This is a genomic window from Xanthomonas translucens pv. cerealis, from assembly GCF_006838285.1.
GTDB classification, from domain to species: domain Bacteria; phylum Pseudomonadota; class Gammaproteobacteria; order Xanthomonadales; family Xanthomonadaceae; genus Xanthomonas_A; species Xanthomonas_A cerealis.
Map to the genome: position 1 here is coordinate 713,987 of NZ_CP038228.1, position 26,391 is coordinate 740,377.

Below are 26,391 nucleotides of genomic sequence, written 5' to 3' on the forward strand. Positions count from 1 at the left end.
GATAGCGCCGGCGCAGGTGCGGGCGGCCGATGCCGCGCTGCCGCGACTCGGCCTGCTCGGCACCGGCACGGTCGGCCGCGCCTTCGTCGCGCGCTACCAGGTGCTGCAGCAGCGGCGCCCGGACTTGCCGGCGTTCGCCTGGCTGACCAATTCGCGGATATTGCAGGAGTGCCGGCAGGCGCCGGCGCAGGCGCTGGCCGTGGCCAATGCCGCCGCGCGCGGTCATGGCGGCTGCGCGCCGCAGCCCGCCGACCTGCGCGGCGGCGACATCGTGGTCGATGCCACCGCCAGCGAGGCGGTGGCGCAGCGGCATGCCCAGTGGCTGGCGCGCGGGGTGCACGTGGTGACCGCGAACAAGCTCGGCCAGGGCGCGGCGTTGGCGCGCGCCGAACAGATCCATGCTGCGCGGCATGCCACCGGCGCGCACTACGGCGACAGCGCCACGGTCGGTGCAGGCCTGCCGTTGCTGAGCAGCCTGCGCGCGCTGGCCGCAGGCGGCGACCACATCCACGCGGTGGAAGGCGTGCTGTCCGGCTCGATGGCCTGGTTGCTGCACCGCTACGACGGCAGCCGCGCGTTTTCCGAGTGCGTACGCGAGGCGGCGGCGGCCGGCTACACCGAGCCGGATCCGCGCGAGGACCTGTCCGGCGAGGACGTGCGCCGCAAGCTGCTGATCCTGGCGCGCGCGGCCGGGTTGTCGCTGCGTGCCGAGCAGGTGCAGGTCGATTCGCTGCTGCCGCCGGCGCTGGCCGCGGCGGCGCCGCAGGAGGTGGATGCCGCACTCTCTGCACTGGATGCGCCACTGGCGGTGCGCCTGGCGCAGGCGTGTGAGAACGGCGCCTGCCTGCGTTTCGTCGGCCGCTTCGATGCGCACGGCGCCTCGGTGGGACTGCGCGAACTGCCGCTGGCGCATCCGCTGGCCAGCGGCGCCGGCACTGATAACCGCGTCGCCATCCACAGCGACCGCTATCTGCAACAACCGCTGCTGATCCAGGGGCCGGGTGCCGGCGCCGAGGTGACCGCGGCGGCCTTGCTCGACGACGTGCTGCGGATCGCAGTGCGCTGACGCTGCGGCCGCGCTACGGCACGGTGCCGGGTGCGGCCAAGGCCTGCAACAGCGCGGCGTTGAAACGTGGCGGCGCTTCGACCTGCGGCGCGTGGCCGAGGTCGGCGAATTCGATCAGCGTCGCGCCGGGAATCGCCGCCGCCGCGCGCTTGCCCAGCGCCGGATAGTCGCCCAGGCTCTTGGCCAGCGCCGGCGGCGCCAGGTCCTTGCCGATCGCGGTGCGGTCGCGCTGGCCGATGAACAGTGTGGTCGGCACGCGCAGCTGCGCGAACTGCTGCACCACCGGCTGGTTGAACACCATGTCCGAGGTCAGCGCCTGGTTCCAGGCCACGCGTTCGCGACCGGGGCCGGCGTACAGCCCGGCCTGCATCGTCACCCAGCGCTCGTATGCGGGTTTCCATTGCCCGCCGTAGTAGACGCTCTGTTGATACTGCTTGATCGAGGCGGCATCGGTCTTGAGTTCCTTCGCGTACCAGGCATCGATGCTGCGCCACGGTACCCCGGCGGCCTTCCAGTCCTCCAGCCCGATCGGGTTCACCAGCAGCAGCTGGCTCACGTCCTGCGGATATTGCAGGGCGTAGTGCGCGGCGAGCATGCCGCCCATCGAGTGACCGACCAACACCGCCCGGCTCACGCCGGCCTGCTGCAGCAGCGCATGGGTGTTGGCCGCCAGTTGCGCGAAGGAGAACTGGTAGGCCTGCGGCTTGCTCGACTTGCAAAAACCGATCTGGTCCGGCGCGATCACTCGGTAGCCTGCGGCGGTGAGTGCAGCGATCGCCGATTCCCAGGTCGCCGCGCAGAAGTTCTTGCCGTGCAGCAGCACGACCGTGCGGCCGTTCGGCGTGCCGGTCGGGGCCACGTCCAGGTAGGCCATCTGTAACGGCTGCCGCTGCGAGGCGAACTCGTAGCGCGCGACCGGATACGGATAGTTGAAGCCTTCCAGCTGCGCGCCGTAGCGCGGCGCGGGCGTAGCGGCGTGGCTGGGCGGCGCCAGCAGGAGCGCGGCGGCGAGCGCGGCGAGAAGCGGGAGTCGGCGCATGCAGGCTGGGACACGTGCAGGGTTGCCGAGACGTTAGCCCGGGGCATGCGCGCGCGGTGTCAACGCGGCTCAGCAGCGCGAATGCACTAGGCTCAGGCAGGCGTGGTGTTGCATGCGTTCGGCCGGTTCGTGCAGCGCCGCCAGCACCTGTTCGGCCTGCGTGCCGAGCACCGGCTGGTACGCGGCCCAGCCGTTGCGGCCCTTGGCCTTGGCCTGGTACAGCGCGCGGTCGGCCAGGACCAGCAACTGTTCCCAGCCAAGGCGGCTGTCGGGATCGTGCACGAACGGGAATTCGGCCAGGCCGATCGAGCAGGTGATCTGGCTCTGGCGGCCGTAATCGAGCGCGAAGCTGTGCGCGGCGATCGCCCGGCACAGGCGCTCGGCCGCCACGTTCAGGTTCTCGCGCGGCGCCGAGCGCAGCACCAGCAGGAATTCCTCGCCGCCCCAGCGCACCACGTAGTCGCTTTCGCGGGTCAGCCCGACCAGCAACTGCGCCATCTGCTGCAGCACCGCGTCGCCGGTATGGTGGCCGCCGCTGTCGTTGATCGCCTTGAAATGGTCGATGTCGATCAGCGCGAACAGCATGCCCGAGGACAGCATGTCCTGGTCGTTGGCGGCCATGCGCCGGTACAGCGCGATGTCGCTGGGGATGTGCAGCGACAGGTAGCGGCGATTGCGCAGCTGGGTCAGGTCGTCGGTGAAGCTGGCTTCCTGCAGGCGCTGGTTCGCCGCCTGCAGCGCCTCGGTGCGCTGGCGCACCTGCCGCTCCAGGGTTGCGCGCAGGCGCTGGTTGACCACCCGCGCCATGCCGATGCACAGCAGCGCCAGGACCAGGGCGCCCAGCGCCAGCAGCAGCTTGTAATACAGCGTTTCCTGGAAGCGCAACCGGATTCGCAACGGCAGCCGCGCCGGCGCCTGCGCCCAGACCCCGGCGTTGTTGCTGCCGGTGACCTCGAACACGTAGTCGCCGCCGGGCAGGTTGGTGTAGCTCGCCACGCGCTGGCGGATGTCGTCCAGGCTGCGCCACTGCGTGTCGTAGCCGACCAGGCGATAGCGCAGTTCCACGTTCTCCGGCGCCTGGAACGAGGCGGCGGTGAACTCGAAATCCAGGTCGCGCGCCTGCGCCGGCAACGGCGTGCTGCCCAGCGCCTGCGGCGCCATCCAGCGGCCCTGAGCGCGGATCCGCTCCACCACCGGCTGCGGTGCGACCGGGTTCTTGACGATGCCGGCGGTGTCGATGGTCACTACGCCGTCGCGGCTGGGCAACCACAGCGTGCCGCTGTCGATGAAGCCCTTGCCGTTGCCCGCGCCGTTGCAGCACAGGCCCTGCACGCCGCCGTGGCGCTGGCCGCGTTCGTTGAGCAGCAGTTCGGCCTGCAGCGGCGTGCCTGCTACCTGGATGCGCTTGAGCAGGCTCGCCAGCGGCATCCGATACACGCCGCGCAGGCCGGCCACCCACAGGCTGCCGTGGCCGTCGTCGGTAATGAAGAACGCCGCGTTCGCCGGCAGTCCGGCGTGTTCGTCGAACATGGTCCAGCGCTTGCCGTCGAACACCCACAGCTGTTCCGACAGCGTGCCCACCACCCACTGTCCGCCGGGCAGTTCGTGCACGGCGGTGATGTCGGCGCCGGCCAGCGCCGAGCCGGCCGCGGCGAGCGGCAGCAGGCGCTCGCCGCGCAGTTCGTACAGGCCGGCCTGGGAGCCGATCAGCAGGCGCCCGGCGCGGGTTTCGTGGATCAGGCGGATGCGCGGATCGCGCAGGCCCTCGCGCGCGCCGTAGCGCTGCAGGCGCGCGCCGTCGCTGCGGAACAGGCCGTCGCTGGTGGCGAACCACAGCCGTTGCGCGCGGTCGCGGACGATCCCGCTGACTTGCAGTTCGCGCAGCCGCGCCAGCGGCGGCGGCTCGGTGACGCGCCCGTCGCGGTACAGCAGCGCGCCGCGACGGGTGCCGATCCACACCTGGCCGGTTTCGGCGAGCAGGGTGTAGGGCACGTCGGCGGGCAGTTGTGCGCGGCGCAGCACCTGCTGGTAGCGGCCATTGCGCAGCCGCGCCAGGCCGTTGCCGGTGCCGACCCACAGCGAGCCGTCGGGATCGCGCGCCAGCGTCCACACCAGTGGGTCGGACAAGCCTTCGTCGCTGCTGTAGCGGCGCGTCCAGCCGTTCCACAGGCGGGTCGCGCCATTCCAGCGGCTGCCCAGCCACAGGTTGCGCTCGCGATCCTCGAAGATCGTACTGGCGGCGTCCTGCTCGCGTTCGACGTAGTGCTCGACGATGCCGCCGTGGCGCACGCGCAGCAGGTCGCCGGGCAGGCCCACCCACAGATTGCCGTCGCTGTCCTGGTACAGCGCCTCCACCGCGCGCCGGGTCAACGCCGGGTCGCCGGGCAGGCGCTGCCAGCGGCCGCCGCGGCGGAACAGCAGGCCGTCGCGGCTGCCGGCCCACAGCCGTCCCTGCGCGTTCAGCAACTGTCGCACCGGCGCGGCGTGCGCATCCGCCGGCAACGGCAGCGGTTCGCCATCGCTGTCGCCATCGGCGAAACGCAGCACGGCGCCACGCGTGCCGACCCACAGTTCGCCGTTGCGTGGCAACAGTGCGTAAGCGCCGTCGGCAATGCGATGGCGCAGGCGCAGGCTGTCGCCGGCCACGGCGTAGACGCCATCCTGCGCGGCGACCAGCACCGTGCCCTGCGCATCGACCGCGATCGCTTCGATGTTCAGCAGCGGCGCTTGCGGATCCTGCGGCAGCAGGTTGCTGAAATGTCCGTCGCGGTAGCGCGCCAGCCCGCGGTAGGTGCCGATCCACAGGTCGCCGCGGGGATCCACGTGCAAGGCATTGATCAAGGTGCCGGGCAGGTTGGCCGGGGCCTTTTCGCCGAAGCTGGTCATGCGCACGCCATCGAAGCGTGCCAGCCCGCCCATCGTGCCGATCCACAGATAGCCCTGCCGGTCCTGCGCGAAGGCCTGCACGCTGAGCTGCGGCAGCCCTTGTTCCAGGCCCCAGCGCTGGCGTTCGTACTGGTTGAACTGCTTGTCCGGCTGCAGCGCGGCCGCGCTCGGTACGAGCGCGATCCACGCACCGAAGAGCATGACCAGCTTTAGCGCACGGGTGCACCAGGAAGCGGGGTGGGACTGCAAGGGGATTCCAGTGCCGGCTCGGCGGGTCATCGAAGCCGCTATCGGCGCAGGCGCGCCGATCTTTATCCGCACCGCAACAACGGCCGGCGCGGCGTCGGCGAGCGCGACAGCCGCAAGGCCCGTCATCCAGGCAGGTCCCACCTGCGCGGCGCGGTGGCGCGGACCCACTGCCGCGACGCCGCGCGGGCGCTGCACGCGGCGCGGCTCTGCGCGCCGGCGTGGCCAGCGCATGCGCCGCAGCGGTGCGCTGCGTTCGGACAGGCAGGACGCGTCAGCGGCATCCACTCAGCACTCGATCACGTTAACCGCCAGCCCGCCGCGGCTGGTTTCCTTGTACTTGTCCTGCATGTCGCGGCCGGTGTCGCGCATGGTCCGGATCACCTTGTCCAGCGACACCTTGTGCTTGCCGTCGCCGCGCATGGCCATGCGGCTGGCGTTGATCGCCTTTACCGCGCCCATCGCGTTGCGCTCGATGCACGGGATCTGCACCAGCCCGCCGATCGGGTCGCAGGTCAGGCCGAGGTTGTGTTCCATGCCGATCTCGGCGGCGTTCTCGATCTGCCCCGGCTTGCCGCCGAGCGCGGCGACCAGGCCGCCGGCGGCCATCGAGCAGGCCACCCCGACTTCGCCCTGGCAGCCGACTTCTGCGCCGGAGATGGAGGCGTTTTCCTTGTACAGGATGCCGATCGCCGCGGCGGTCAGCAGGAAATCGAAGATGCGCTGCTCGTCGCTGCCCGGGCAGAAACGGTCGAAGTAGTGCAGCACCGAGGGAATGATCCCGGCCGCGCCGTTGGTCGGTGCGGTGACCACGCGCCCGCCGGCGGCGTTCTCTTCGTTGACCGCCAGCGCGTACAGGTTGACCCAGTCCAGCGTGGTCAGCGGATCGCGCATCGCCGCTTCCGGCTTGGACGACAGTTCGCGGTACAGCGCCGGCGCGCGCCGCGACACGTTGAGGCCGCCGGGCAGGGTGCCTTCCTGGCGAATGCCGCGTGCCACGCAGGCCTGCATCGCGTTCCACAGTTCGCGCAGGCCGGCGCGGATCTCGTCCTCGCTGCGCCAGCACTTCTCGTTCTCGAACATCAGCGCGGCGATGCTCAGGCCGCTGCGCGCGGCCTGCGCCAGCAGTTCGTCGCCGCTCTTGAAGGGGTAGGGCAGCGGCGTTTCGTCGGCGACGATGCGGTCGTCGGCGGCGTCGTCCTGGTTGACCACGAAGCCGCCGCCGACCGAGTAATAGTCGCGCGTGGCGATCAGCTCATCGTCGGCGGCATAGGCGGTGAAGCGCATGCCGTTGGTGTGGTATGGCAGCTTCTGGCGCTTGTTCAGCGCCAGGTCGCGTTTCTCGTCGAAGGCGATGCTGTGCTGGCCCATCAGGTTGATGCGCTTGCTGTCGCGGATGCGCTCCAGCGTGCTCGGAATGATGTCCGGATCGATCAGGTTCGGGCGCTGGCCTTCCATGCCCAGCAGCAGCGCTTTGTCGGTGCCGTGGCCGCGCCCGGTCAGCGCCAGCGAGCCGAACACCTCGGCGCGGATCCGCACCACCTCGCCGAGCCGGCCCGGATCCAGCAGCCAGCGGTGCACGAAGCGCTCGGCCGCACGCATCGGCCCCACGGTATGCGAGGAGCTCGGGCCGATGCCGATCTTGAACAGGTCGAAGGTGCTGACAGCCATACGTGGCGGAGAGGTGGAAGGCCAAAGACCGTCTATTCTATGCCCCTGGCGCAGTGCGGACGTCCGCAGCGCAGCCTCGGAACCGCGGCCATGTCCCTGACCCTGTACCAGCGCGATGACTGCCAGCTGTGCGACCAGGCGCTGCTGGTGCTGGCGCAGGCGCGCGTGGGCGATCTGGAGAGCGTGTTCATCGATGGCGATGCGGTGCTGGAGGCGCGCTACGGCGAGCGCGTGCCGGTGCTGCGCGACGCCGGCGAGCGCGAGCTGGGGTGGCCGTTCGATGTGCGTCGGGTGGCGGACTGGCTGGCACTGCAGGACTGATCGCCACCGCCGTGCCCATCCAGGCAAAAAAAGCGGCGGACCCGAGGAGGGAATCCGCCGCTCAGTGGCCGCGTGCCGCTGCGGCCGGTGGCGAATCACTTCGCCTTGAACACCACCTTGGTGCTGATCGCCGTTTCGTTGGGGATGGTCTTGGTATCGGCCCAGTCGCCGCCGCCGACGCCGAAGTCCAGGCGCTTGACCAGCGCCTTGCCGGCCAGCACCGGCTGCGCGCCGGGGGTCCAGGTGAAGGTCAGGGTCACCGGCCTGGACACGCCGCGCAGTTCCAGGGTGCCGTCGGCGGCGTACTGGTTGTTGCCGAGCCCACGAAACTTGTCGGCGCGGTAGTGGGCGGTGGCGAACTTGGCAACGTCGAAGAAGTCCGGCCCCTGCAAGGTGGAGTCGCGGTCGGCATTGCCGCTCTTGGCGCCGGCCAGCGGGATCGCCACGTCGAGCCTGGCGCTGGCCAGGTTGGCCGGGTCGAAGCTGAACTTGCTGTCGAAGCCGGGGAACTGGCCGGTGAACACTTCGCCGTCGTACTTGCTGGCGAACACCAGGCTCGAGCCCGGGGCTTGCACGTAGTCGGCGGCGAAGGCGGGGGCGGCGGCGAGCATCGCCACCAGGCTGGCGGCGACGGCGGCGACGGCGGCGGGGGAGGCGAAACGGGACGACATGCTGGAACTCCTCAGGATTTGGGGCTCAGCCAGCCGCGCGGCAACATCCGCGCCAGGGTGGCATCGCGTTGCAACAGGTGGTGGTAGAAGGCGGCGCCGGCATGCGCCAGCACCACCGCGATCAGGATCCAGAAGCCCCATTCGTGCAGCGCATGCGACAGGTCGCGCAGGTGTTGGTCGGGCGCGCTGAGCTTGGGCACGGCGACCAGGCCGAACCAGCGGAACGGGCGCAGACCGCTGCTGGAGTCGTATAGCCAGCCGGACAGCGGCATGGCGAAGATCAGCACATACAGCAGCACGTGGGTGGCGCTGGCGATGCGTTCCTGCCAGCCCGGCGTGCCCGGCACCGGCTTGGGCGCGCCGGCATACAGGCGCCAGCCCAGGCGCGCGATCACCAGCGCCAGCACGGTCAGGCCGAGCGACTTGTGCGCGGTGTAGACCCAGAAGTACTTGGGCGTCTTCGGCAGCTCGCCCATGGTCAGGCCGACCACGCCCAGCAACAGGATCAGGGCGGCGATCAGCCAATGCAGGGTCTGGCTGACGCTGCCCCAGCGTTCGGCGGTGTTCTTGGCGGTCATGGCGTGGGTTCCTGGCTGGCGCTGGGGCTGGGCGGTGGAGCGGGGGTGTCGGCGGCGGGCGCATCCGCCGTCGCCGGGTCGGCATCGGCACTGCCGGCGCGGGTCGCCTCGGCCTCGATGCGCAATTCGACCGTGGCGCCGATCACCGACGGCCAGGCGGCGATGCCGAAGTCGGCGCGCTGCAGCGTGGTGGTGGCGGAAAAGCCCACGGTGCGGCGGAACGGCGGCAGCGGATGCCGCTTCAGCGCATTCAGGGTCACCTCCAGCGCGATCTCGCGGCTGACCCCGTGCAGGGTCAGTGTGCCGAACACCTTGGCGTGGGTGGCGTCGATCGGTTCGATCCGGGTGGAGACGAAGCGTGCCTCCGGGAAACGCTCGCCATCGACCAGGTTGTGCGCCAGCGCGGCGCGGTTCCATTTGGCGTCGCCCAGGTCCAGCTGCTGCAGCGGCACCCGCGCGTCCAGCCGCGCGCTGTGCCAGTCGTGCGGATCGAACAGCAACGTGCCGCTGCTGCCTGACACGGTGCCCAGCGCCTTGGAGAAACCGGCGTGTTCGATCGCGAACAGCACGCGGGTGTGCACCGGGTCCAGCGCGTACTGCGCCGGGGCCGCCAGCGCGGCGGTCGGCAGGGTCAGCAGCAGGGCGAGCAGGCAGCGCTGGAGCATGGGTGGCCATCAAGAAGGTGTAGACCGGATTCTAGGCGCAGTCCGCCGCGCTTGCGCCCGCGCGCCGTGCAATGGTTCGTTGCGCCGCGCGGCGGGTGGGATTTTGCGGCCCTGCGCGGTATAAGAACGCTGCCGCATCAAGGCGGCACGGAGCGGCCGCGCTGTTTGCGGCCGGCCCCGGCAGTGCGCCGGTGTTCATCCGCCGCCGATCGTTCACTGCCGCTGGAGCCGATGTCGATGCAAACCCCACGTCCTCGACGCCTGCGCCGCGGCTGGATGCTCGCCTGGCTGCTGGCGCTGGCCGGCTGCTGCGCCAGCGCGCAGGCGACGGTGCCGGAACTGCCGCGGTTCCGCGTGCTGGGCGCCGAGCATGGGTTGCCGTCCAGCGAGATCTCGCGGCTGGGCCTGGACCGCGACGGCTACCTGTGGATCGCCAGCGGCGATGGCCTGGCCCGCTACGACGGGCGCGAATTCCGCATCTGGCGCCACGATCCGGACGATCCGCAGTCGCTGCGCTGCAACTACGTGCAGGAATTGCACATCGATGCGCGCAACCGGGTGTGGGTGGCCTGCGAAGGCGGCGGCCTGAGCGTGCTCGACGCCGGGCGCCGCGGCTTCCGCCATTTCAACATGGCCACGCAACCGGCGATGCGCAGCGACGATGTGTTCGCGATCACCAGCCATGGCGACGAGATCGTGTTCGGCACCTATGCCGGCGGGCTGTACAGGTTGCCGGCGGACGGGCGAGTGCAGCGCATCCAGGGCGGCGACAGTGAGGTCGATGCGATGCTCGACAGCGCGGTGGTGGGCCTGGCGTTCGACCGCTCCGGCGTGCTGTGGGTCGGCACCATCAAGGGCTTGGTGCGCTATGAAGGCACCCGCGCCAGCGCCTACCGGCTGCCCGGCAGCGATGGCACGCAGCAGCGGTTGTCGGCGCTGGTCGCGCTGTCCGACGGGGTGTGGGTCGGCGCCAACCGGGACTTGTACCGGCTCGGTCACGACGGGCGTTGGCAGCGTGCCGATTGGACCGGTGCACTGCAGCGCGGGGTACTGTGCATGGCTGAGGACGGCAGCGGCGGCTACTGGCTCGGCAACGGCCAGGGCCTGTGGCACAAGCCGGCCGACGGTGCCTTGCGCCACATCAGCGAGGGCGAGGCGGCGGTGTCCGGCGCCAACGTGGTGGTGAGCATGCTGCGCGACAAGGAAGGCGGGCTGTGGGTGTCGTTGCCGACCCGCGGCCTGGGCTACCTGCGTCCTGACTGGCGTCGGCTGGCGGTGCTGGGGCCGGCGCACGGCCTGGCGCCGGATCTGTACGCGGGCCTGGCGCCGGCCCGCGACGGCGGGGCATGGCTGGCCGGGACCGGCGGCAACGTGTACCAGTTACAACCGGCCAGCGGCGCGCTGCGCAAATCGGCATTGACCTCCGAGCTGCCCACTATGCGCTTGATGTCGGTGCTGCAGGACGCCGCCGGCATGCTGTGGCTGGGCAGCAGCGGCATGCTGTTGCGCGGTCCGGCCGGGGGGAGTGTGCTGCAGGGCTGGAGCCACAGGTCGGCGCGCGACCCCACGCCTGACATCGGCGGCAACGCCTGGTTGCGCGAGCGGGCCGACGGCAGTCTGTGGGTGGCCGTCCCCGGCTTCGGCGTGCAGGTGCGCGCGCTCGCCGACGGCCATGTGCTGGACAATATCCACGGCCCGCAGCGCGGCCTGGCCGCCGCCGCCGATATCGCAGCGTTCGAGCTGGCGCCGGACGGCACGCCGTGGCTGGCCGCCGAGCACTTGCACTACTGGGACGCCGCCGCCGGGCAGTTCCGCGCCGCGCCGGAGTTCGATGGCGAACGGGTGCAGTCGTTTGCCTTCGCCGATGCGCAGACCTTGTGGCTGCATCGCCTGTCCGGACTCGAACTGTGGCGCCGCCAGGCCGGGCGTTGGCGGCAGCTGCACCGCTATGCGGCGGCCGAAGGCGTGCCGGCGACCGAGTCGCAGGGTCTGGTCGTCGATCAGCAGGGGCGCGCCTGGCTGGGCATGCGCCGCGGCGTGTTCCGGATCGATTCGCGACACCAGCCGGCGGTGCGCGCGTTCGGCGCGCGCGACGGCCTGAGCAGTCAGGAAGTGGTCAAGCGCGGGCTGTTGATGGCCGCCGACGGGGTGTTGCTGGCGGCCACCGCCGACGGCAGCGTGGCTCTGCTGGACACGCGCCTGCCGGACCCGCCGTCGGTGCCGCTGGCGCTGAGTGTGGAGAGTGTGCAGGTGCGCCGCGGCGAGCGTCTGCTGGCGCTGCCGGTGAGCGGTGGTTTCGCCCTGCAGCCGGACGACCGCGACCTGCGCGTGGTGGCGCGACTGCTCTCGTTCGTCGATCCGGAGGGCATCGGCTACCGCTTCCGCCTGCCCGGCTACGACCGCAACTGGGTCGCGGTCGGCGCCGCTGGCGAGCGCACGCTGCCGCAGCTGCCGGCCGGCGCGCATGTGCTCGAGGTGCAGGCGCGCACCCGCAATGGCGCCTGGTCGCCGACGCTGCGCTTGCCGTTCCGGGTGTATCCGCCGTGGTGGCGCAGCATCTGGGGCATCGCCGGGCTGCTCGCCGCCGGCGCCTTGCTGCTGCTGGTGTCGCTGCGCGCCTACCGCCGCCGCCTGCGCCGCCAGCATGCCTGGCAGTTGGCGCTGCACAAGCAAGAAGTAGCCGAGCAGGCCTCGCTGGCCAAGACCCGCTTCCTGGCCACGCTCGGGCACGAGGTGCGCACGCCGATGACCGGCGTGCTCGGCATGAGCGAACTGTTGCTGGCCACACCGCTGGATCCCAGGCAGCGCGGCTACACCGAATCGATCCGCCGCGCCGGCACGCACCTGCTACACCTGGTCAACGACGCGCTGGACCTGGCGCGGATCGAGGCCGGGCGCCTGCAGCTCGACCTTCAGCCGTTCGCGCTGCAGGGGCTGATCGCCGACGTGGTGAACCTGATGGCGCCGCTGGCGCAGGCGCGCGGGCTGCGCTTCGAATGCCACGACACCTTGCCGGGCACGGTGACCGTCAACGGCGACGCGGTGCGGGTGCGGCAGATCCTGCTCAATCTGGTCGGCAACGCGATCAAGTTCACCGCCAGCGGCTCGGTCACGCTGCACGTGTCGCCGCTGCAGAGCGGGTACGGGCTGTGCGTGGAGGTCGCCGACACCGGCCCGGGCATGAGCGCCGAGCAGCAGGCGCGGCTGTTCCAGCGCTTCGAACAGGGCGAAGGCCCGCGCACCGCCGCCCGCTACGGCGGCAGCGGGCTGGGCCTGGCGATCAGCCAGGAACTGGCGATGGCGATGGGCGGCCGCATCCAGGTGGAAAGCCGGCTCGGGCATGGCGCGCGCTTCCGGGTGACGCTGCCGCTGCGCTGGCAGGTGCGGCCTGCCGAGGCGCTGACGGTGGTGCCGCTGCCGGCGCGGGTGCAGGCGCCGCTGCGGATCCTGCTGGTCGAGGACGAACCCACCGTGGCCCAGGTGATGGCCGAACTGCTGCGCAGTCGCGGCCATGACGTAACCTGCGCCGCGCATGGCCTGGAAGCGCTGACTGAGCTCAGCCAGGCCACCTTCGACCTGGGCCTGCTCGATCTGGACCTGCCGGCGCTCGACGGCCTGGCGCTGGCGCGGCAACTGCGCGCGCTCGGCTACGACTTCCCGCTGATCGCGGTCACCGCGCGTTCCGACGGCGAGGCCGAGGCCGCCGCCAAGGCGGCCGGTTTCGCCGGCTTCGTGCGTAAGCCCGTCACCGGCGACATGCTGGCTGAGGCGATTCGGGGGGTGATGGATGTGGAGGCCGGGACTCGGGACCCGGGACCCGGGACCCGGAAAGCGTAAGGGCCGCAGCGGATTCGCAGGCAACGCCTGCGACGCTTTTCGAGTCCCGAGTCCCGAGTCCCGCACCCACCACCCGTCTGTTGCCAGCGGCGGCGTTTATCGCCGACGATGGCGGTGGGCGTCGGGGACATGGCGTCCATGCACTGGGAGATGACGATGCGGTCCATAAGGATCTTGGGATGGCTGCTGCTGTGGTCGGCGGCTGCCGTCGCGGCGGTGCCGCCGACGCCGCAGCCGCGCCAGCTGACCGTGGCCGACGGCTTGCCGTCCAACAGCATCAACGGCTTCGCCGAAGACCAGCTCGGCTACCTGTGGCTGGCCAGCAGCGACGGCCTGGCGCGCTTCGACGGCCGCGGCTACCGCATCTGGCGGATCGAGGACGGGCTGCGCGACAACAAGATCTGGACCGTGCATGTCGATGCGCAGAACCGGGTGTGGTTCGGCACCCAGAATGCCGGCATGGGCATGCTTTCGGCGGACCGGCGCACGTTCCGCTACTACGACCGCAGCAACTATCCGCAGATCGGCGGCGCCACGGTCTGGGCGATCACCTCCACTCCCGACGGCAGCATCTGGTTCGGCACCCCCAACGGCGGCCTGGACCGGCTGCAGGCGGACGGCACGCTGAGCCGCTACATGCCGATGCCTGGCGATGAGCGCAGCCTGCCGTCGCCGATCGTGACCTTCCTGGCGACCACCCCCGACGGCACGCTGTGGGTGGGCACCCGTGGCGGCCTGGCGCGCTGGACCGGGCACGACTTCGAACGGCTGCCGGCCTCGGCGCTGCCGCGGCCGGAGGTGCAGGGCCTGACCCCCGAGCGCGACGGCACGCTGTGGGTGGCCAACCAGGGCGGCGCGCGCCTGCTGCGCGCCGACGGCAGCGTGGTGGCGCCGTACTGGCACAACATGCCGAGCGAGAACGTGTTGGGGATGCTGGTCCACGACCGCCACGGCAATCGCTGGTTCGACACCATGGACGGCCTGGGCCGCGAGGGCGACCCTGGGCAGATCCACAACGTGCCGCTGTACAGCAACTCCGCGCACGGGTTGGTCAAACCCAATTGGTCGCTGGCGTTCGAGGGCCGCGAAGGCGATCTGTGGTTCGCCAGCTTCAACGCCGGCCTTTGGTATCTGCCGGCCAACTGGCGGCAGTTCTCGGTGCTGTCGTACCGGGTCGACGATCCGGACTCGATGGGTAACCCCTACGTGATGGCCACCGCCGCCTCGCGCGATGGCGGGGTGTGGCTGACGGGTACGCGCGGCATGCTGGACAAGCTGGATCCTGGCACCGGTGCGGTGCGCCACCACATCACTGCGTTGTTCGGGCGCGACTGGTCGCGCGCGCTGGTCGAGGACGGCCAGGGCCGGGTCTGGGCGGCGTCGCTGGCGGGGCTGTTGCGCTACGACCCGGTCAGCGGCGAGGTGCGGCGCTGGGGCAAGCAGGACGGCGCCGACGCGCCGATGCCCGGCTACGTCGATCAAGCGATGGTTAGCAGCGACGAGCGCCTGTGGTTGTTCGGCGATGTCGGTGGCGCGCAGGTTCGCGACCTGGACGGACACGTGTTGCGCAACATCGCCCCGGGCGCCGCCGGGCTGCCGGCGCAGCTGACCGTGGACGACGTGCGGCCCGGCCCGCTGGGCCAGCCCTGGTTGCTCGGCCAGCATGGCGTGCTGGCCTGGGACCCGGCCAGCGCGCGCTTCGCGCCGGTGCCGGGCGCGCCGCAGCGGCCGCTGAGCGCCTTCACCATCACCGACGGCAATGTGGTGTGGATAGCCAGCCTCGGCTGCCTGGAGCGCTATCTGTGGGACGGCACGCGGCTGAACCTGCTCGACCGTATCGACGCCGCGCAGGAGTTCCCGTCGCTGACGCCGAAGGGCCTCGTGGTCGATGCCAGCGGAGTGGCCTGGTTGAGCAGCGTGCGCGGCCTGATCCGGGTCGATCCGGCGAGCAAGGCGATCCGCTCCTACAGCGTGCACGACGGGCTACCCAACCAGGAATTTCACTGGCAGACCCTGGTCCAGGCGCGCAGCGGGCAGATCCTCGGCGGTACCCCGGACGGGGTGGTGCTGTTCGAGCCGTCGCAGGTGGTGCCGTCGCGGCGGCAGCCGCCGCTGGTGATCGAGCGCATCGGCGTGCGCCGCGGCGAGCGCGCGCTGGATCTGCTGCATGCCGGCAGCATCGTGCTGAAGGAAGGCGACCGCGACCTGCATGTGGTCGCGCGGCTGCTGTCGTTCTCCGATACCGACGCCAATTCCTACCGGTTCCGGCTCAGCGGTTACGACCCGGACTGGGTGGATGTCGGCGCCAGCGGCGAGCGCCTGTTCTCGCGCCTGCCGTCCGGCCACTACACCCTGGAAATGCAGGCGCGCACCGCCGACAAGGTGTGGTCGAAGGTCATCACGCTGCGCTTCCGCGTGCTGCCGCCATGGTGGCGCAGCCCCTGGGGGCTGGCCGGGCTGGCCGGGCTGGCGCTGCTGGCGCTGTGGCTGGCGTCCTACCTGTACCGGCGCCGCCTGCGCCGGCGCAACGCCTGGCAGCTGGCCCTGCACAAGCAGGAGCTGGCCGAGCAGGCCTCGCTGGCCAAGACCCGCTTCCTGGCCACGCTCGGGCACGAGGTGCGCACGCCGATGACCGGCGTGCTCGGCATGAGCGAACTGCTGCTGGCCACGCCGTTGGATCCCAAGCAGCGCGGCTATACCGACTCGATCCGCGGCGCCGGCGCGCACCTGCTGCGCCTGGTCAACGACGCGCTGGACCTGGCGCGGATCGAGGCCGGACGTCTGGAACTGGACCAGCAGCCGTTCGACCTGGGCCAGCTGATCGCCGAGCTGGAGGCGATGATGGCGCCGATGGCCCATAGCCGCGGCCTGGCGTTCGCGCTGGACAACACGATGCCGGCCGCGGTAACCGCCAACGGCGATGCGACGCGGGTGCGACAGATTCTGTTGAACCTGCTCAACAACGCGATCAAGTTCACCGATCATGGCGGCGTGACCTTGCGCGTGGCGCCGCTGCACGACCGCCAGGGCGTGCGTTTCGAGGTCGCCGACACCGGTCCCGGGATCAACCCCGAGCAGCAGGCGCGGCTGTTTCAGCGCTTCGAGCAGGCAGACGGCCCGCGCACCGCCGCGCGCTACGGCGGCAGCGGGCTGGGCCTGGCGATCTGCCAGGAGCTGGCGGTGGCGATGGGCGGGCGCGTGGAGTTGCACAGCAAGCTCGGCGTCGGCACCCGCTTCATCGTTGACCTGCCGCTGCCGTGGATTCCGGAAGCGCTGCACGCCCGCACCCGCGGCGAGCGCGATGCGCAGGCGCCGACGCGGCCGCTGCGCATCCTGCTGGTCGAGGACGACCCCACCGTCGCCGAGGTCGTCAGTGGCCTGCTCAGCGCGCGCGGACACCACATCACCCATGCCGCGCATGCCCTGGCGGCGCTGACCGAAGCGGCCGGCGCCAGCTTCGACGTGGCCTTGCTGGACCTGGACCTCCCTGGTCTGGATGGCCTGGCGTTGGCGCGGCAGCTGCGCGTGTTCGGCTACGAGATGCCGCTGATCGCGGTCACCGCCCGCGCCGACGCCGACGCCGAACCGCAGGCCCGCGCAGCCGGCTTCGACGGCTTCCTGCGCAAACCGGTGACGGGAGACATGCTGGCCGAGGCGATCGAGGCGGTGGTGGAGCCGGGACCGGGGACCGGGGACCAGGGACCCGGGAAAGCGTGATGTTTCGCGTGATCGCTTCACTGGCTCCGCAAACGACCGTCGCGGCGCTCCCCCGGGTCCCTGGTCCCCGGTCCCGGCTACTCCGCCACTTCCTCCACCTGCTTGTCCGGATGCGGCCGGCTGTCCGGCAACTGCCAGAAGATCAGGGTCGAGCTCAGGGTGATCGCGCCGACGCAGACGAAGGTTGCGTGCAGGGCGGCGGTGGCGCCGTGGCTGTCGCCGAGGTGGTCGTTGAACGCCGCCAGCAGGCTGCCCGCGGCGGCCGCGCCGAAGCCGGTGGTCAGCATCATCACCATCGACAGCAGGCTGTTGCCGGCGCTGGCCTGGTCGCGGTCCAGGTCGCGCAGGGTCACCGTGTTCATGACCGTGAACTGCAACGAATTGACTGCGCCGAACAGCGCCAGCTGCAGCAGCCGCCAACCCAGCGGCTGGCCGGTGTCGAACAGCACGAAGCTGGCCATCGCCAGGCCGACCAGCACCGTGTTGGTCATCAGCACCCGCCGGTAGCCGTAGTGCTGCACCAGCTTCACCGCCGCGCGCTTGGAGGCCATGCCGGCCAGCGCCACAGGGATCATCATCAGGCCCGCGCGCATCGGACGCATGCCCAGGCCGACTTGCAACAGCAGCGGGATCAGCAACGGCATGCTACCGCTGCCCACGCGCGCGAACAGGTTGCCGAGGATGCCGATGCGGAAGCTGATGACCTTGAACAGATGCACGGGGAACAGCGCTGCCGGTGAATTGGCCGCGTGCAGCCAGTAGCCGATCAGCGCGGCCAGGCCGGCGATGGCCAGCAGCATCACACACGCATGGCGCAGGCCAAGCTCGGAGATCCCGTCCAGCGCCAGCGACAGCGCGATCATGCCGAACGCCAGCATCGCATAGCCGATCAGGTCGAAGCGGGTGCGCTGTTCGCCGTGGAAATCCGGCATCACCTTCAGCGCCGCGACGAAGCCGAGCGCGCCGATCGGCAGGTTGATCAGAAATACCCAGTGCCACGAGGCCACCTGCACCAGCCAGCCGCCGAGCGTTGGCCCGACCAGCGGCCCGATCAGCGCCGGGATCGCGATGAAGCTCATCGCGTTGAGGAACTGCGCGCGCGACACCGAGCGCATCACCGCCAGGCGTCCGACCGGCAGCAGCATTGCGCCGCCGATGCCCTGCAGCACGCGCGCAGCGACCAGGTACGGCAGGCGTGGCGCGGCCGCGCACAGCAGCGAGCCGAGGGTGAACAGCACGATCGCGGTCAGGAAGGTGCGGCGCGTGCCGTAGCGGTCGGCGATCCAGCCCGAGGCGGGGATGAACATCGCCACCGCCAACGCATAGCTGAACACCACCGACTGCATCTGCAGCGGGCTCTCGCCCAGGCTAAGCGCCATCGCCGGCAACGCGGTGTTGACGATGGTCGCATCCAGCATCTGCATGAAAATGGCCAGCGACACCAGCCACAGCAGCGGCCGGAAACTACGGTAGGTCGGAACGGCGATCGGATCGGAAGAAGGCGCGGACATCGGCACGCACGGCGACGCGAAGGGCGGACAGGATCGCGCAGAGCGCGTCGAGGCGCCGTGCAGCAGCGGGCGGTCGTGGTGCGCTGCGCCTGCTGCAGTCCTCCCGCGATGGCGGATCAAGGCATCGCGCGCGACATGCTGTCGTGGTTCGTGTGGAGGGCTTCAGTACCGACGCTGTTCGAACCGGTTGCGTCCACCGCTTCGTTCGTCGCGGCTGAAGCCGCTCCTACAGGGACTTGCGGCGCGCTGGCCGGGTGCACTGTGGGAGGGGCTTCAGTCCCGACTGCGTGATGGCGGGAGCGCGTGTTGCGACGGTTTGCTGCGCGGGGCTATGCCTGCGTGCGGCGACTGTGCGCCTGCACCGCGGCGACCAGCGCGCCGACGTGCTCGGGTTGCATGTCCGGCGACAGCCCATGGCCGAGGTTGAACACGTGGCCGTCCGCCGAGCCATTGCCGTCGGCGTAGCTGCGCAGCACGCGCTGCACCTCGCGCTCGATCGCCGCCGGCGCGCCGTACAGCGTGGCCGGGTCCAGGTTGCCCTGCAGCGCCACGCGGCCGCCGGTGCGGCGCGCGGCCTCGGCCAGGTCGACGGTCCAGTCCACGCCCAGGCCTTCGGCGCCGGAGGCGGCCAGCTCTTCCAGGTATGGCGCGTTGCCCTTGCCGAACAGAATCAGCGGGGTGCGCTCGGCGCCGTCGCCGCGCGGCAGTTCGCGGGCGATGCGCCGCAGGTAGGGCAGCGAGAATTCGCGGTACATCGCCGGGCTGAGCACGCCGCCCCAGGTGTCGAACACCTGCAGCGCCTGCGCGCCGGCCGCGCGCTGCGCCGCCAGGTAGGCGATCACCGCATCGGTGTTGACCGACAGCAACTGGTGCAGCGCCGCCGGGTCGTTCAGGGCCATGGCCTTGATCCGCGCATAGTTGTCGCTGCCGCCGCCCTCGACCATGTAGCAGGCCAGCGTCCACGGACTGCCGGAGAAGCCGATCAGCGGCACGCTGCCGTCCAGTTCGCGGCGGATCACCCGCACCGCATCCATCACGTAGCGCAGTTCGGTCTCCATATCCGGCACGCCGAGCCGGGCGATCGCCGCCGCGTCGTGCACCGGGTGCTTGAACTTCGGACCCTCGCCTTCGACGAAATACAACTCCAGGCCCATCGCATCGGGGATGGTGAGGATGTCGGAGAACAGGATCGCCGCGTCCAGCGGGAACCGCGCCAACGGCTGCAGCGTCACTTCGCAGGCCAGTTCCGGGTTCTTGGCCATGGCCAGGAAGCTGCCGGCGCGGGCGCGGGTGGCGCGGTACTCGGGCAGGTAGCGCCCGGCCTGGCGCATCAGCCACACAGGGGTCTGGTCCACGGGTTCGCGGCGCAGGGCGCGCAGCAGACGGTCGTTCTTGAGCATGGGGATTCCTTAGCGCGGAGCGTCGGCGCCGCGAGTGAACATGACCTGGAAGCCGCGCTTGAGTTGCGCATCGCGGGCTTTCTCGAAGGCGGCGTGGGCGGCGTCCTGCAGCAGGTATTGTTCGCGCTTGAGTTGCGCACGGCCGCCGATCTGGCCGGTCTCGCGCAACAGCTCCCAGCCACCGAACAAGTCCGGTTGCAGGGTCAGCTGGATGTAGCGGGGCGGCTCGTTGCCGCCGGGACGTTGCTGGAGGAAGACGCGCATGGGCCGATTGTAGCCGTTGCCAGTGCGCGCGAGGTTGCGCGATCGCCGGAACGCAGCGGATTGTGGTCGGCCGGCGCTGAACCCTCGATGCTAGGCCGTGGGCGTACGGCCTGCTGTCGCCGCGTGCCGGCGCCGCCGACGTCGCAGGCGCTCCGTTGCAACGCCGCGTCGGCACTGTGCAGCAACTGGCAGGCGCGCACCAGGCGCTGGAGCGGCAACCAGTGCATCAGGTTAGCCCTCGGCAGGCGGAAATGCCGAATGAAGCGGCGCCTTCGCATCCGCCCATCCGCGCCCATCCACAGCGACCGGTGCCGCCGCTGCAGCATCCGGCCGAGCGGGGTGTCGCGGCGGTTGGCCGCAGCGTCTCAGTGTGACCGTCTGTCTACCGTCTGGGACTTGCGTCGTGCCGTCGCGCCATCGCGCCATCGCCTGCTGCACTATGCGTCCTATCACGATACCGTCACCGCGCCTGTGGCTTCATAGGCAGACGTCATGCCGTTGCGTTCGCACACAGTCCTGGTGTCGCGGCATGGTCATTCATCACCAGTGCGGACGCAACGGTATGCAAAGCCAGAACAATGAGTGGTTTCCCGGGCGGTACCCTGATGCCGGCGTGGGACTTCCCGCCACGCGCGCCCGCTGCGGCGATCCCGGCGCGGCGATGCCAGCCAGCGGCCACGGCGCAGGCGGGCCGGCCATGGCCCGCGCCGAGCGCGGCGCGGGGCGGATGGCGGTCCTCTCGGGACTGGCCGCGTCGTGCCTGGTGATCGTCGGTATCTGTTACTGGATCGGACATCGCCGTCAGCCGACGCCGGCGCCCGAGCCGTTGCGGGTGCAGACGATGACGGTGGTACCGCACACCGTGCCGGACATCATCGAAACCTCCGGCACCATCGTGTCGCCGCACAGCGTCGATATCCGGCCGCAGACCGACGGCGTGCTGCAGTCGGTGCTGATCCACGACGGCGAGCAGGTCCACGCCGGACAACTGCTGTTCACCATCGACCCGCGGCCGCTGCGCGCCACGCTGGCGCAGGCCCGCGCCGCCCTGGCGCGCGACCAGGCGCTCGCCGCGGATGCGGCCGACACGGAAGCGCGCTACAGCAAGCTGTCCAAGACCGGCGCGGTGGATCCGAAGACCTACATCACCGCGGCCGATACGCTGCGCTCCCTGCGCGGGACCGTTGCCGTCGATCTGGCCCAGGTCGAGCAGACCCGCCTGTCGCTGGCCTACACCCAGATTCGCGCGCCCATCGACGGCCGCGCCGGCGCCATCGGGGTCAAGCCGGGCAATCTGGTGTCGAGCGGTTCCAGCACGGCGCTGCTGACGATCAACGTGAACGCTCCGATCGACGTGCGCTTCGCGCTCGCGCATGTGCAGGTCGATGCGGTGCGCGCAGCAAGCGCAGGACGCGATGGCCTCGGACTGACGGTGCTCGCGCTGGATGCGGTGAGCGCCAGCGTGCTCGACCGCGGCCGGCTGGCGTTTCTCGACAACGCATTCGACAGCAGTAGCGGCACGCTGGAGCTGCGCGCGCGGTTCGCCAATGCCGGCGCGACGCTGTGGCCCGGACAGTTCGTCAGCGTCCGGGTGATCCTGGCGGAAGATCCGCAGACCCTGTCCGTCCCCGAAGGCGCGCTGCAGCAGGGGCAGCAGGGTCCGTATGTGTACTGCGTGGTGAACGGGCGGGCGATGGCGCGGGCGTTGACCGTGGCGCGGATGGTCGATGGGCAGGCGGTCATCAGCAAGGGCTTGCACAAGGGCGATACCGTTATCCTGACCGTTCCCAACGAACTGCGCGATGGCGCGGCGGTGCGATCGAACGACCTGCCTGCCAGGCAAGGCGCGGCGGCCAGCGGGCGGCACGCGTGAATCCATCGGCCGTGTTCATCCGCCGCGTGGTGATGACGTCGGTGTTGATGATCGCCCTGGTGCTGGCAGGCGGCATGGCGTATTTCGCGCTGCCGGTGAGCGAGCTGCCCGACGTCAGCTTCCCGACCATCACCGTCAACATGTCGCTGCCGGGGGCCAATCCCGAGACCATGGCCGCGGCGGTGGCCACGCCGCTGGAACGCCAGTTCAGCGGCCTGCCGGGGCTGGATGCGATGAGTTCGACCAGCAGCGTCGGCAGCACGCGCGTCGTTCTGCAGTTCGCGTTGAGCCGCAATGTCGATGCGGCGGCGCAGGACGTGCAGAACGCGGTGTCGCAGGCAGCCGGCCTGCTGCCGCGCGAAATCAACCCGGCGCAGATCCAGAAGGAGGATCCCAGCGCGGCCCCGATCATGCATCTGATCGTGCGCTCGAAGACGATCGCGCTGCCGCTGCTCAACCAGTTCGCCAAGGATCGCGTGGCGTTGCGCCTGGCGTCGGTGCCGGGCGCGGGACAGATCGACGTCAACGGCGCGCAGAAGTATGCGGTGCGCCTGTTCGTCAATCCGCACCTGCTCGCCGCCCGCCACATGGGCTTCGACCAGATCGTTTCCGCGGTGCAGGCGGGCAACAGCAACGCGCCGGCGGGAACGCTGATGGGGCGGGCGCGTTCCTACACCGTCCGCGCCGACGGCCAGCTCAAGCGGGCGGCCGACTTCGACAACATGGTGCTGTCCTATGCGGACGGCGCGCAGGTGCGCTTTCGCGACATCGGCCATGCCCAGGACAGCGTCGAGAACCTGCAGACCGCAGCCTATCTCAACGGCCAGCGCGCGATCGAGATCAACATCCATCGCCAGCCGGGCGCCAACACGCTGGCGGTGACCCGTGGCATCCAGGCGGCGCTGCCCGCGATCCGCGCGCAGCTGCCCGGCGATGCCCAGCTCGATGTGCTCTACGACCGTGGCGACTATATCGGCGCGTCGGTGGAGGATGTCGAATGGACGCTGCTCGGCTCGCTGCTGCTGGTGGTCGTGGTGATCCTGCTGTTCCTCAGGAGCTGGATGGCGACGCTGATCGTCGCCCTGGCGCTGCCGACCTCGTTGATCGGCACCTTCGCGGTGATGCGCCTGCTGCATTTCAGCCTCGACAATATCTCGATGCTGGCGCTGACCCTGTCGGTCGGTTTCGTGGTCGACGATGCGATCGTGGTGATCGAGAACATCGTCCGCCACGCCGAACAGGGTGCCAGCCGGATGGACGCGGCCATCGCCGCCACGCAGGAGATCGGTTTCACCGTGCTGTCGATGACGCTGTCGTTGTCGGCGGTGTTCCTGCCGATCGTGTTCATGGGCGGGCTGGTCGGGCGGCTGTTCTCCGAGTTCGGCATGGTGATTTCGATCGCGGTGATCCTCTCCGGGATCGTCTCGCTGACCCTCACGCCCATGCTCGCCAGCCGCTGGCTGGATCCGAAGAAGAGTGCGGGCTGGGTGTTCGAGCGCTTCGATCGGCTGGTCGAGGCTTCCGAGCGCGGTTACGCGCGCTCGCTGGAATGGTCCACGCAGCGCATCGGCCTGATGGCCGCGATCGGCATCGCCACGCTGGTGTGCACCGCAGGCATGTACGCCATCGTCGAGAAGGGCTTCATCCCGCAGGTCGATTCGGGCAAGATCGACGGCGATACCCGCGTCCCGGAAGGCACCGCCTTCGCCGATTTCCTGGCCAAGCAGAACGCGGTGGTGAAGATCATCCAGCGCAATCCGAACGTGGCCAATGTGGAATCGGTGATCGGCTCGGACAACACGCTCAGCAACAGCGGGCGCCTGCTGATCGGGCTCAAGCCGCTGTCCGAGCGCAGCGGCACCGCGGAACAGGTCATCCAGGCGGTGCGCAAGCAGGTGGCCGGGATCCAGGGCATCACCCTCAACATGCGCAATCCGCCGGCGATCGACATGGGGCCGACGGCCTCCAATGGCTCGCTGCAGTATGTGTTGCAGTCGACCGACCAGAAGGCGCTGTACGCGCAGTCGGACGCGATCTTGCAGGACATCGGGCGGGTTGACGGCATACAGGATCCGCAAAGCGACCTGCAGCTCAAGAATCCGCAGATCGAGGTGATCCTGCACCGCGAGCAGGCCGCGGCGCTGGGCGTCACCGCCGCCGGCTTGCAGGACACCCTGCAGAGCGCATACGGCGGCCGCAAGATCAGCACCATCTATGGCGACACCGACCAGTACGAAGTGCTGCTGCAGGTCGCGCCATCGGCACAGGCCGATCTCAACGGCCTGGATGCGCTGTCGTTCAACGGCAACCAGAACCCGGGCATCACCGCGATCGGCACGCAGACCTCCAACAGCAGTTCGGGCACCAGCGCGGTACTGACCGCGGCCGGTGGCCCGATGGTGCCGCTGCGCGCGGTGGCCGACGTGCGCATGGGGGTGGGGCCGGTGGCGATCAACCACTACGCCGGCCTGCCGGCGGTGACGCTGTCGATGAATCTGGCGCCCGGCGTCTCGCTGGGCGATGCCGCCAGCGGGATCGGCACGCTGATGGCGCAGACGCTGGGCAAGGGCGATGCCCGGGCCATCAGCGGCCAGTTCGCCGGCTCGGCGCAGGCGTTCGAAAACTCGCTGAAGACGCTGCCGATGCTGTTGCTGATCACGGTGCTGCTGATTTACGGCGTGCTTGCGATCCTGTACGAGAATGCGCTGCACCCGATCACCATCCTGACCTCGCTGCCGCTCGCCGGGTTCGGCGCCATCCTGATGCTGGTGCTGTTCCGCCAGGAGCTCAATTTGTTCAGCTTCGTCGGACTCATCTTGCTGGTCGGGCTGGTCAAGAAGAACGGCATCATGATGGTGGATTACGCGCTGGACCTGGAACGCTCCGGCGACGCGCGCTGGAAAAGCCCGCGTGCGGCCATGCTCGAAGCGGCGACGGTGCGCTTCCGCCCGATCATGATGACCACCCTGGCGGCGGTGCTGGGCTCGTTGCCGATCGCGCTGGGCTTCGGTGCCGGCGCCGAAGCCAGGCGCCCGCTCGGCATCGCAGTGGTGGGTGGCCTGCTGTTCTCGCAGGCGCTGACGCTGTATCTGACCCCGGCGTTCCATATCGCGATGGCCGAATGGAGCGCGCGCCGCCGCGCGCGTCGCGGCGGCACCACGCCGCCACCTGCGCCATCGCTGCCGGAGCCGGCCTGATGCGCGCGGTCGCGCTCATCGCCGCCGGCATGCTGTCTGCGTGCAGCCTGGCGCCGGCCTATGTGCGCCCCGCGGCGCCGATCCCGCCGTCGTGGCCGGCAGGCGATGCCTACCTCGCGCAGCGCGAAGCCGCGCTGCCGTCGCTCACGTATCGGCAGCTGTTCGGCGACCCGCGGTTGCAGGCGGTCATCGCGCAGGCCCTGGACAACAACCGCGACCTGCGGATCGCCGTGGCCGATATCGCCCAGGCGCGGGCGCAATACCGGATCCAACGCGCTGCCTTGCTGCCCGAACTCGACGCGAGCGCGAACTACACGCGTTCCTATCGGGGCAAGGGGGCGGGGGCGGCGCCGCTCGCCGCCAGCGCCCAGGGCGCAAGCGCGGACGCGCGCTCGCAGGGCGATGCGAGCAACTACACGGTGGGCATCGGCGTCAGCGCATTCGAGCTCGATCTGTTCGGGCGGATTCGCGCGCTGAGCGCTGCCGCGCAACAGCGTTATCTGGAACAGGCGTCGGCCGCGCGCGCCACCCGGCTGACCCTGGTCGGCGATATCGCCACGGCGTGGCTGACCTACGCCAGCGACAGGAGCCTGCTGAAGATCGCCCAGGACACCGCGCACAGCGCGGAGGCCAGCGTTGCGCTGATCCGGCAGCGTGTCGACGGCGGCATCACCCCGCACTCCGATCTGGATCAGGCCAACCAGGTGCTGCACACTGCGCAATCGGATCTGGCCGAGCAGACCACGGCGATGGCCCAGGACATCAACGCGCTGCAGCTGTTGGTGGGTGGCCCGGTCGATTCCGCGCTGTTGCCGGAGTCGATCCAGGACGCGGCGGCGCGCATCGGCGAGCTTCCCGCCGGACTGGACTCACGCATCTTGCTGCGCCGCCCCGACGTGGTGCAGGCCGAATACGAACTGCGCGCGGTCAACGCCCAGATCGGCGCTGCGCGGGCGGCGTTGTTCCCGAGCATCAGCCTCACCGGCCTGCTGGGGCTGACCAGTACCGCGCTGTCCGAGCTGTTCGCGCACGTCGCCTTCAACCGGTCGCTGGGCGCCGGCGCCAGCGCTGCCATCTTCGATGCCGGTGCGGCGCGCGCCAATGTGAGGTACACCGAAGCGCAGCGCGATGCTGCCTTGGCCAGTTACGAAAAGACCGTGCAGACCGCCTTCAGCGAAGTGGCCGATGCGCTGGCGCGGCGCGGCACCATCGATGCGCAGTTGCGCGCGCAACAAAGCCTTGTCGCAGATTCCGCCAGCACCTACCAGTTCAGCGAGCAGCGCTATCGCGGCGGGGTCGAGACGTCCCTGTCCAATCTCGATGCGCAGCGCAGCTACTACGCGGCGCAACGTAGCCTGGTCGCGGTCGAGCTGGTTGCGGCGGTCAACCGGGTGACGCTATATCGCACGCTTGGCGGCGATGCCACGCTGGAGACCGTCCAGCACTGAG

General features: G+C 70.2%; 16 protein-coding genes. 7 read left to right on the plus strand and 9 right to left on the minus strand.

Annotated features, from left to right (window positions below):
* Position 1: 1 nt before the first annotated feature.
* Entirely contained in the window at positions 2-1,066 is a 1,065-nt protein-coding gene (locus E4A48_RS03090) for a homoserine dehydrogenase family protein (RefSeq protein WP_142743088.1), read from the plus strand.
* Between the two features lie 13 nt (positions 1,067-1,079).
* Here the strand turns inward: E4A48_RS03090 and E4A48_RS03095 are convergent, their stop codons facing one another.
* The 3 genes from E4A48_RS03095 to E4A48_RS03105 all read right to left on the minus strand — a co-directional run bounded on the left by E4A48_RS03095 (position 1,080) and on the right by E4A48_RS03105 (position 6,908).
* Positions 1,080-2,105, minus strand: coding sequence for an alpha/beta fold hydrolase (locus tag E4A48_RS03095; protein WP_142741881.1), 1,026 nt, complete (start codon positions 2,103-2,105; stop codon positions 1,080-1,082).
* 69 nt (positions 2,106-2,174) lie between these two features.
* On the minus strand, positions 2,175-5,192 hold the full coding sequence (locus tag E4A48_RS03100; RefSeq protein ID WP_260608054.1) for a ligand-binding sensor domain-containing diguanylate cyclase: 3,018 nt from the start codon (positions 5,190-5,192) through the stop codon (positions 2,175-2,177).
* Between the two features lie 333 nt (positions 5,193-5,525).
* Positions 5,526-6,908, minus strand: a complete 1,383-nt coding sequence (locus E4A48_RS03105; protein ID WP_039005525.1) for an L-serine ammonia-lyase — start codon at positions 6,906-6,908, stop codon at positions 5,526-5,528.
* A gap of 90 nt (positions 6,909-6,998) precedes the next feature.
* Between E4A48_RS03105 and E4A48_RS03110 the strand changes: the two genes are divergently transcribed.
* The gene (locus E4A48_RS03110; protein WP_039008838.1) at positions 6,999-7,229 is read left to right on the plus strand and encodes a glutaredoxin family protein; all 231 of its coding nucleotides are present in this window, start codon (positions 6,999-7,001) and stop codon (positions 7,227-7,229) included.
* A gap of 95 nt (positions 7,230-7,324) precedes the next feature.
* Here E4A48_RS03110 and E4A48_RS03115 read toward each other — a convergent pair whose 3' ends face one another.
* Genes E4A48_RS03115 through E4A48_RS03125 form a run of 3 tightly spaced genes read right to left on the minus strand, consistent with a single transcriptional unit; the run spans position 7,325 to position 9,143 of the window.
* Positions 7,325-7,900: a YceI family protein gene (locus E4A48_RS03115; RefSeq protein WP_142741883.1), complete on the minus strand. Its 576-nt coding sequence runs from the start codon at positions 7,898-7,900 to the stop codon at positions 7,325-7,327.
* Positions 7,901-7,911: 11 nt separating this feature from the next.
* Positions 7,912-8,478: a cytochrome b gene (locus E4A48_RS03120; protein WP_039005523.1), complete on the minus strand. Its 567-nt coding sequence runs from the start codon at positions 8,476-8,478 to the stop codon at positions 7,912-7,914.
* Positions 8,475-9,143: a YceI family protein gene (locus E4A48_RS03125; protein WP_142741884.1), complete on the minus strand. Its 669-nt coding sequence runs from the start codon at positions 9,141-9,143 to the stop codon at positions 8,475-8,477. The genes E4A48_RS03120 and E4A48_RS03125 overlap by 4 nt, the downstream gene beginning before the upstream one ends.
* Before the next feature lie 231 nt (positions 9,144-9,374).
* Here E4A48_RS03125 and E4A48_RS03130 point away from each other — a divergent pair, with 231 nt between their 5' ends.
* Positions 9,375-12,980, plus strand: a complete 3,606-nt coding sequence (locus E4A48_RS03130; RefSeq protein ID WP_230812418.1) for an ATP-binding protein — start codon at positions 9,375-9,377, stop codon at positions 12,978-12,980.
* A 156-nt stretch (positions 12,981-13,136) separates the two neighbouring features.
* Entirely contained in the window at positions 13,137-16,697 is a 3,561-nt protein-coding gene (locus E4A48_RS03135) for a hybrid sensor histidine kinase/response regulator (RefSeq protein WP_260608055.1), read from the plus strand.
* A gap of 77 nt (positions 16,698-16,774) precedes the next feature.
* On the opposite strand, the gene mdtD is transcribed toward E4A48_RS03135, so the two are convergent.
* From mdtD to E4A48_RS03150, 3 genes are all read right to left on the minus strand, one after another.
* Entirely contained in the window at positions 16,775-18,208 is a 1,434-nt protein-coding gene (gene mdtD / locus E4A48_RS03140) for a multidrug transporter subunit MdtD (RefSeq protein WP_142741885.1), read from the minus strand.
* Between the two features lie 329 nt (positions 18,209-18,537).
* The gene (hemE, locus tag E4A48_RS03145) at positions 18,538-19,608 is read right to left on the minus strand and encodes a uroporphyrinogen decarboxylase (protein ID WP_142741886.1); all 1,071 of its coding nucleotides are present in this window, start codon (positions 19,606-19,608) and stop codon (positions 18,538-18,540) included.
* A gap of 9 nt (positions 19,609-19,617) precedes the next feature.
* Positions 19,618-19,872 carry a WGR domain-containing protein gene (locus tag E4A48_RS03150; protein ID WP_003471688.1) on the minus strand — a complete coding sequence of 85 codons (255 nt, stop codon included), beginning with the start codon at positions 19,870-19,872 and terminating at the stop codon, positions 19,618-19,620.
* Positions 19,873-20,275: 403 nt separating this feature from the next.
* Here E4A48_RS03150 and E4A48_RS03155 point away from each other — a divergent pair, with 403 nt between their 5' ends.
* Genes E4A48_RS03155 through E4A48_RS03165 form a run of 3 tightly spaced genes read left to right on the plus strand, consistent with a single transcriptional unit; the run spans position 20,276 to position 26,390 of the window.
* Complete coding sequence (locus E4A48_RS03155) at positions 20,276-21,745, plus strand: efflux RND transporter periplasmic adaptor subunit (protein ID WP_260608056.1); 1,470 nt, start codon at positions 20,276-20,278, stop codon at positions 21,743-21,745.
* Positions 21,742-24,942: an efflux RND transporter permease subunit gene (locus tag E4A48_RS03160; RefSeq protein ID WP_142741887.1), complete on the plus strand. Its 3,201-nt coding sequence runs from the start codon at positions 21,742-21,744 to the stop codon at positions 24,940-24,942. The genes E4A48_RS03155 and E4A48_RS03160 overlap by 4 nt, the downstream gene beginning before the upstream one ends.
* Positions 24,942-26,390: an efflux transporter outer membrane subunit gene (locus E4A48_RS03165; protein ID WP_080763506.1), complete on the plus strand. Its 1,449-nt coding sequence runs from the start codon at positions 24,942-24,944 to the stop codon at positions 26,388-26,390. The genes E4A48_RS03160 and E4A48_RS03165 overlap by 1 nt, the downstream gene beginning before the upstream one ends.
* The last annotated feature ends 1 nt before the right edge of the window (position 26,391 follow it).

Bases quoted from the DNA above. Each gene is read 5' to 3' on its own strand.
- E4A48_RS03125 (WP_142741884.1), bottom strand. From the start codon at position 9,143: ATGCTCCAGCGCTGCCTGCTCGCCCTGCTGCTGACCCTGCCGACCGCC.
- E4A48_RS03150 (WP_003471688.1), bottom strand. From the start codon at position 19,872: ATGCGCGTCTTCCTCCAGCAACGTCCCGGCGGCAACGAGCCGCCCCGC.
- E4A48_RS03135 (WP_260608055.1), top strand. From the start codon at position 13,137: ATGCGGTCCATAAGGATCTTGGGATGGCTGCTGCTGTGGTCGGCGGCT.
- E4A48_RS03110 (WP_039008838.1), top strand. From the start codon at position 6,999: ATGTCCCTGACCCTGTACCAGCGCGATGACTGCCAGCTGTGCGACCAG.
- E4A48_RS03115 (WP_142741883.1), bottom strand. From the start codon at position 7,900: ATGTCGTCCCGTTTCGCCTCCCCCGCCGCCGTCGCCGCCGTCGCCGCC.
- mdtD (WP_142741885.1), bottom strand. From the start codon at position 18,208: ATGTCCGCGCCTTCTTCCGATCCGATCGCCGTTCCGACCTACCGTAGT.
- E4A48_RS03105 (WP_039005525.1), bottom strand. From the start codon at position 6,908: ATGGCTGTCAGCACCTTCGACCTGTTCAAGATCGGCATCGGCCCGAGC.
- E4A48_RS03165 (WP_080763506.1), top strand. From the start codon at position 24,942: ATGCGCGCGGTCGCGCTCATCGCCGCCGGCATGCTGTCTGCGTGCAGC.
- E4A48_RS03095 (WP_142741881.1), bottom strand. From the start codon at position 2,105: ATGCGCCGACTCCCGCTTCTCGCCGCGCTCGCCGCCGCGCTCCTGCTG.
- E4A48_RS03100 (WP_260608054.1), bottom strand. From the start codon at position 5,192: ATGCTCTTCGGTGCGTGGATCGCGCTCGTACCGAGCGCGGCCGCGCTG.
- E4A48_RS03130 (WP_230812418.1), top strand. From the start codon at position 9,375: ATGTCGATGCAAACCCCACGTCCTCGACGCCTGCGCCGCGGCTGGATG.
- hemE (WP_142741886.1), bottom strand. From the start codon at position 19,608: ATGCTCAAGAACGACCGTCTGCTGCGCGCCCTGCGCCGCGAACCCGTG.
- E4A48_RS03120 (WP_039005523.1), bottom strand. From the start codon at position 8,478: ATGACCGCCAAGAACACCGCCGAACGCTGGGGCAGCGTCAGCCAGACC.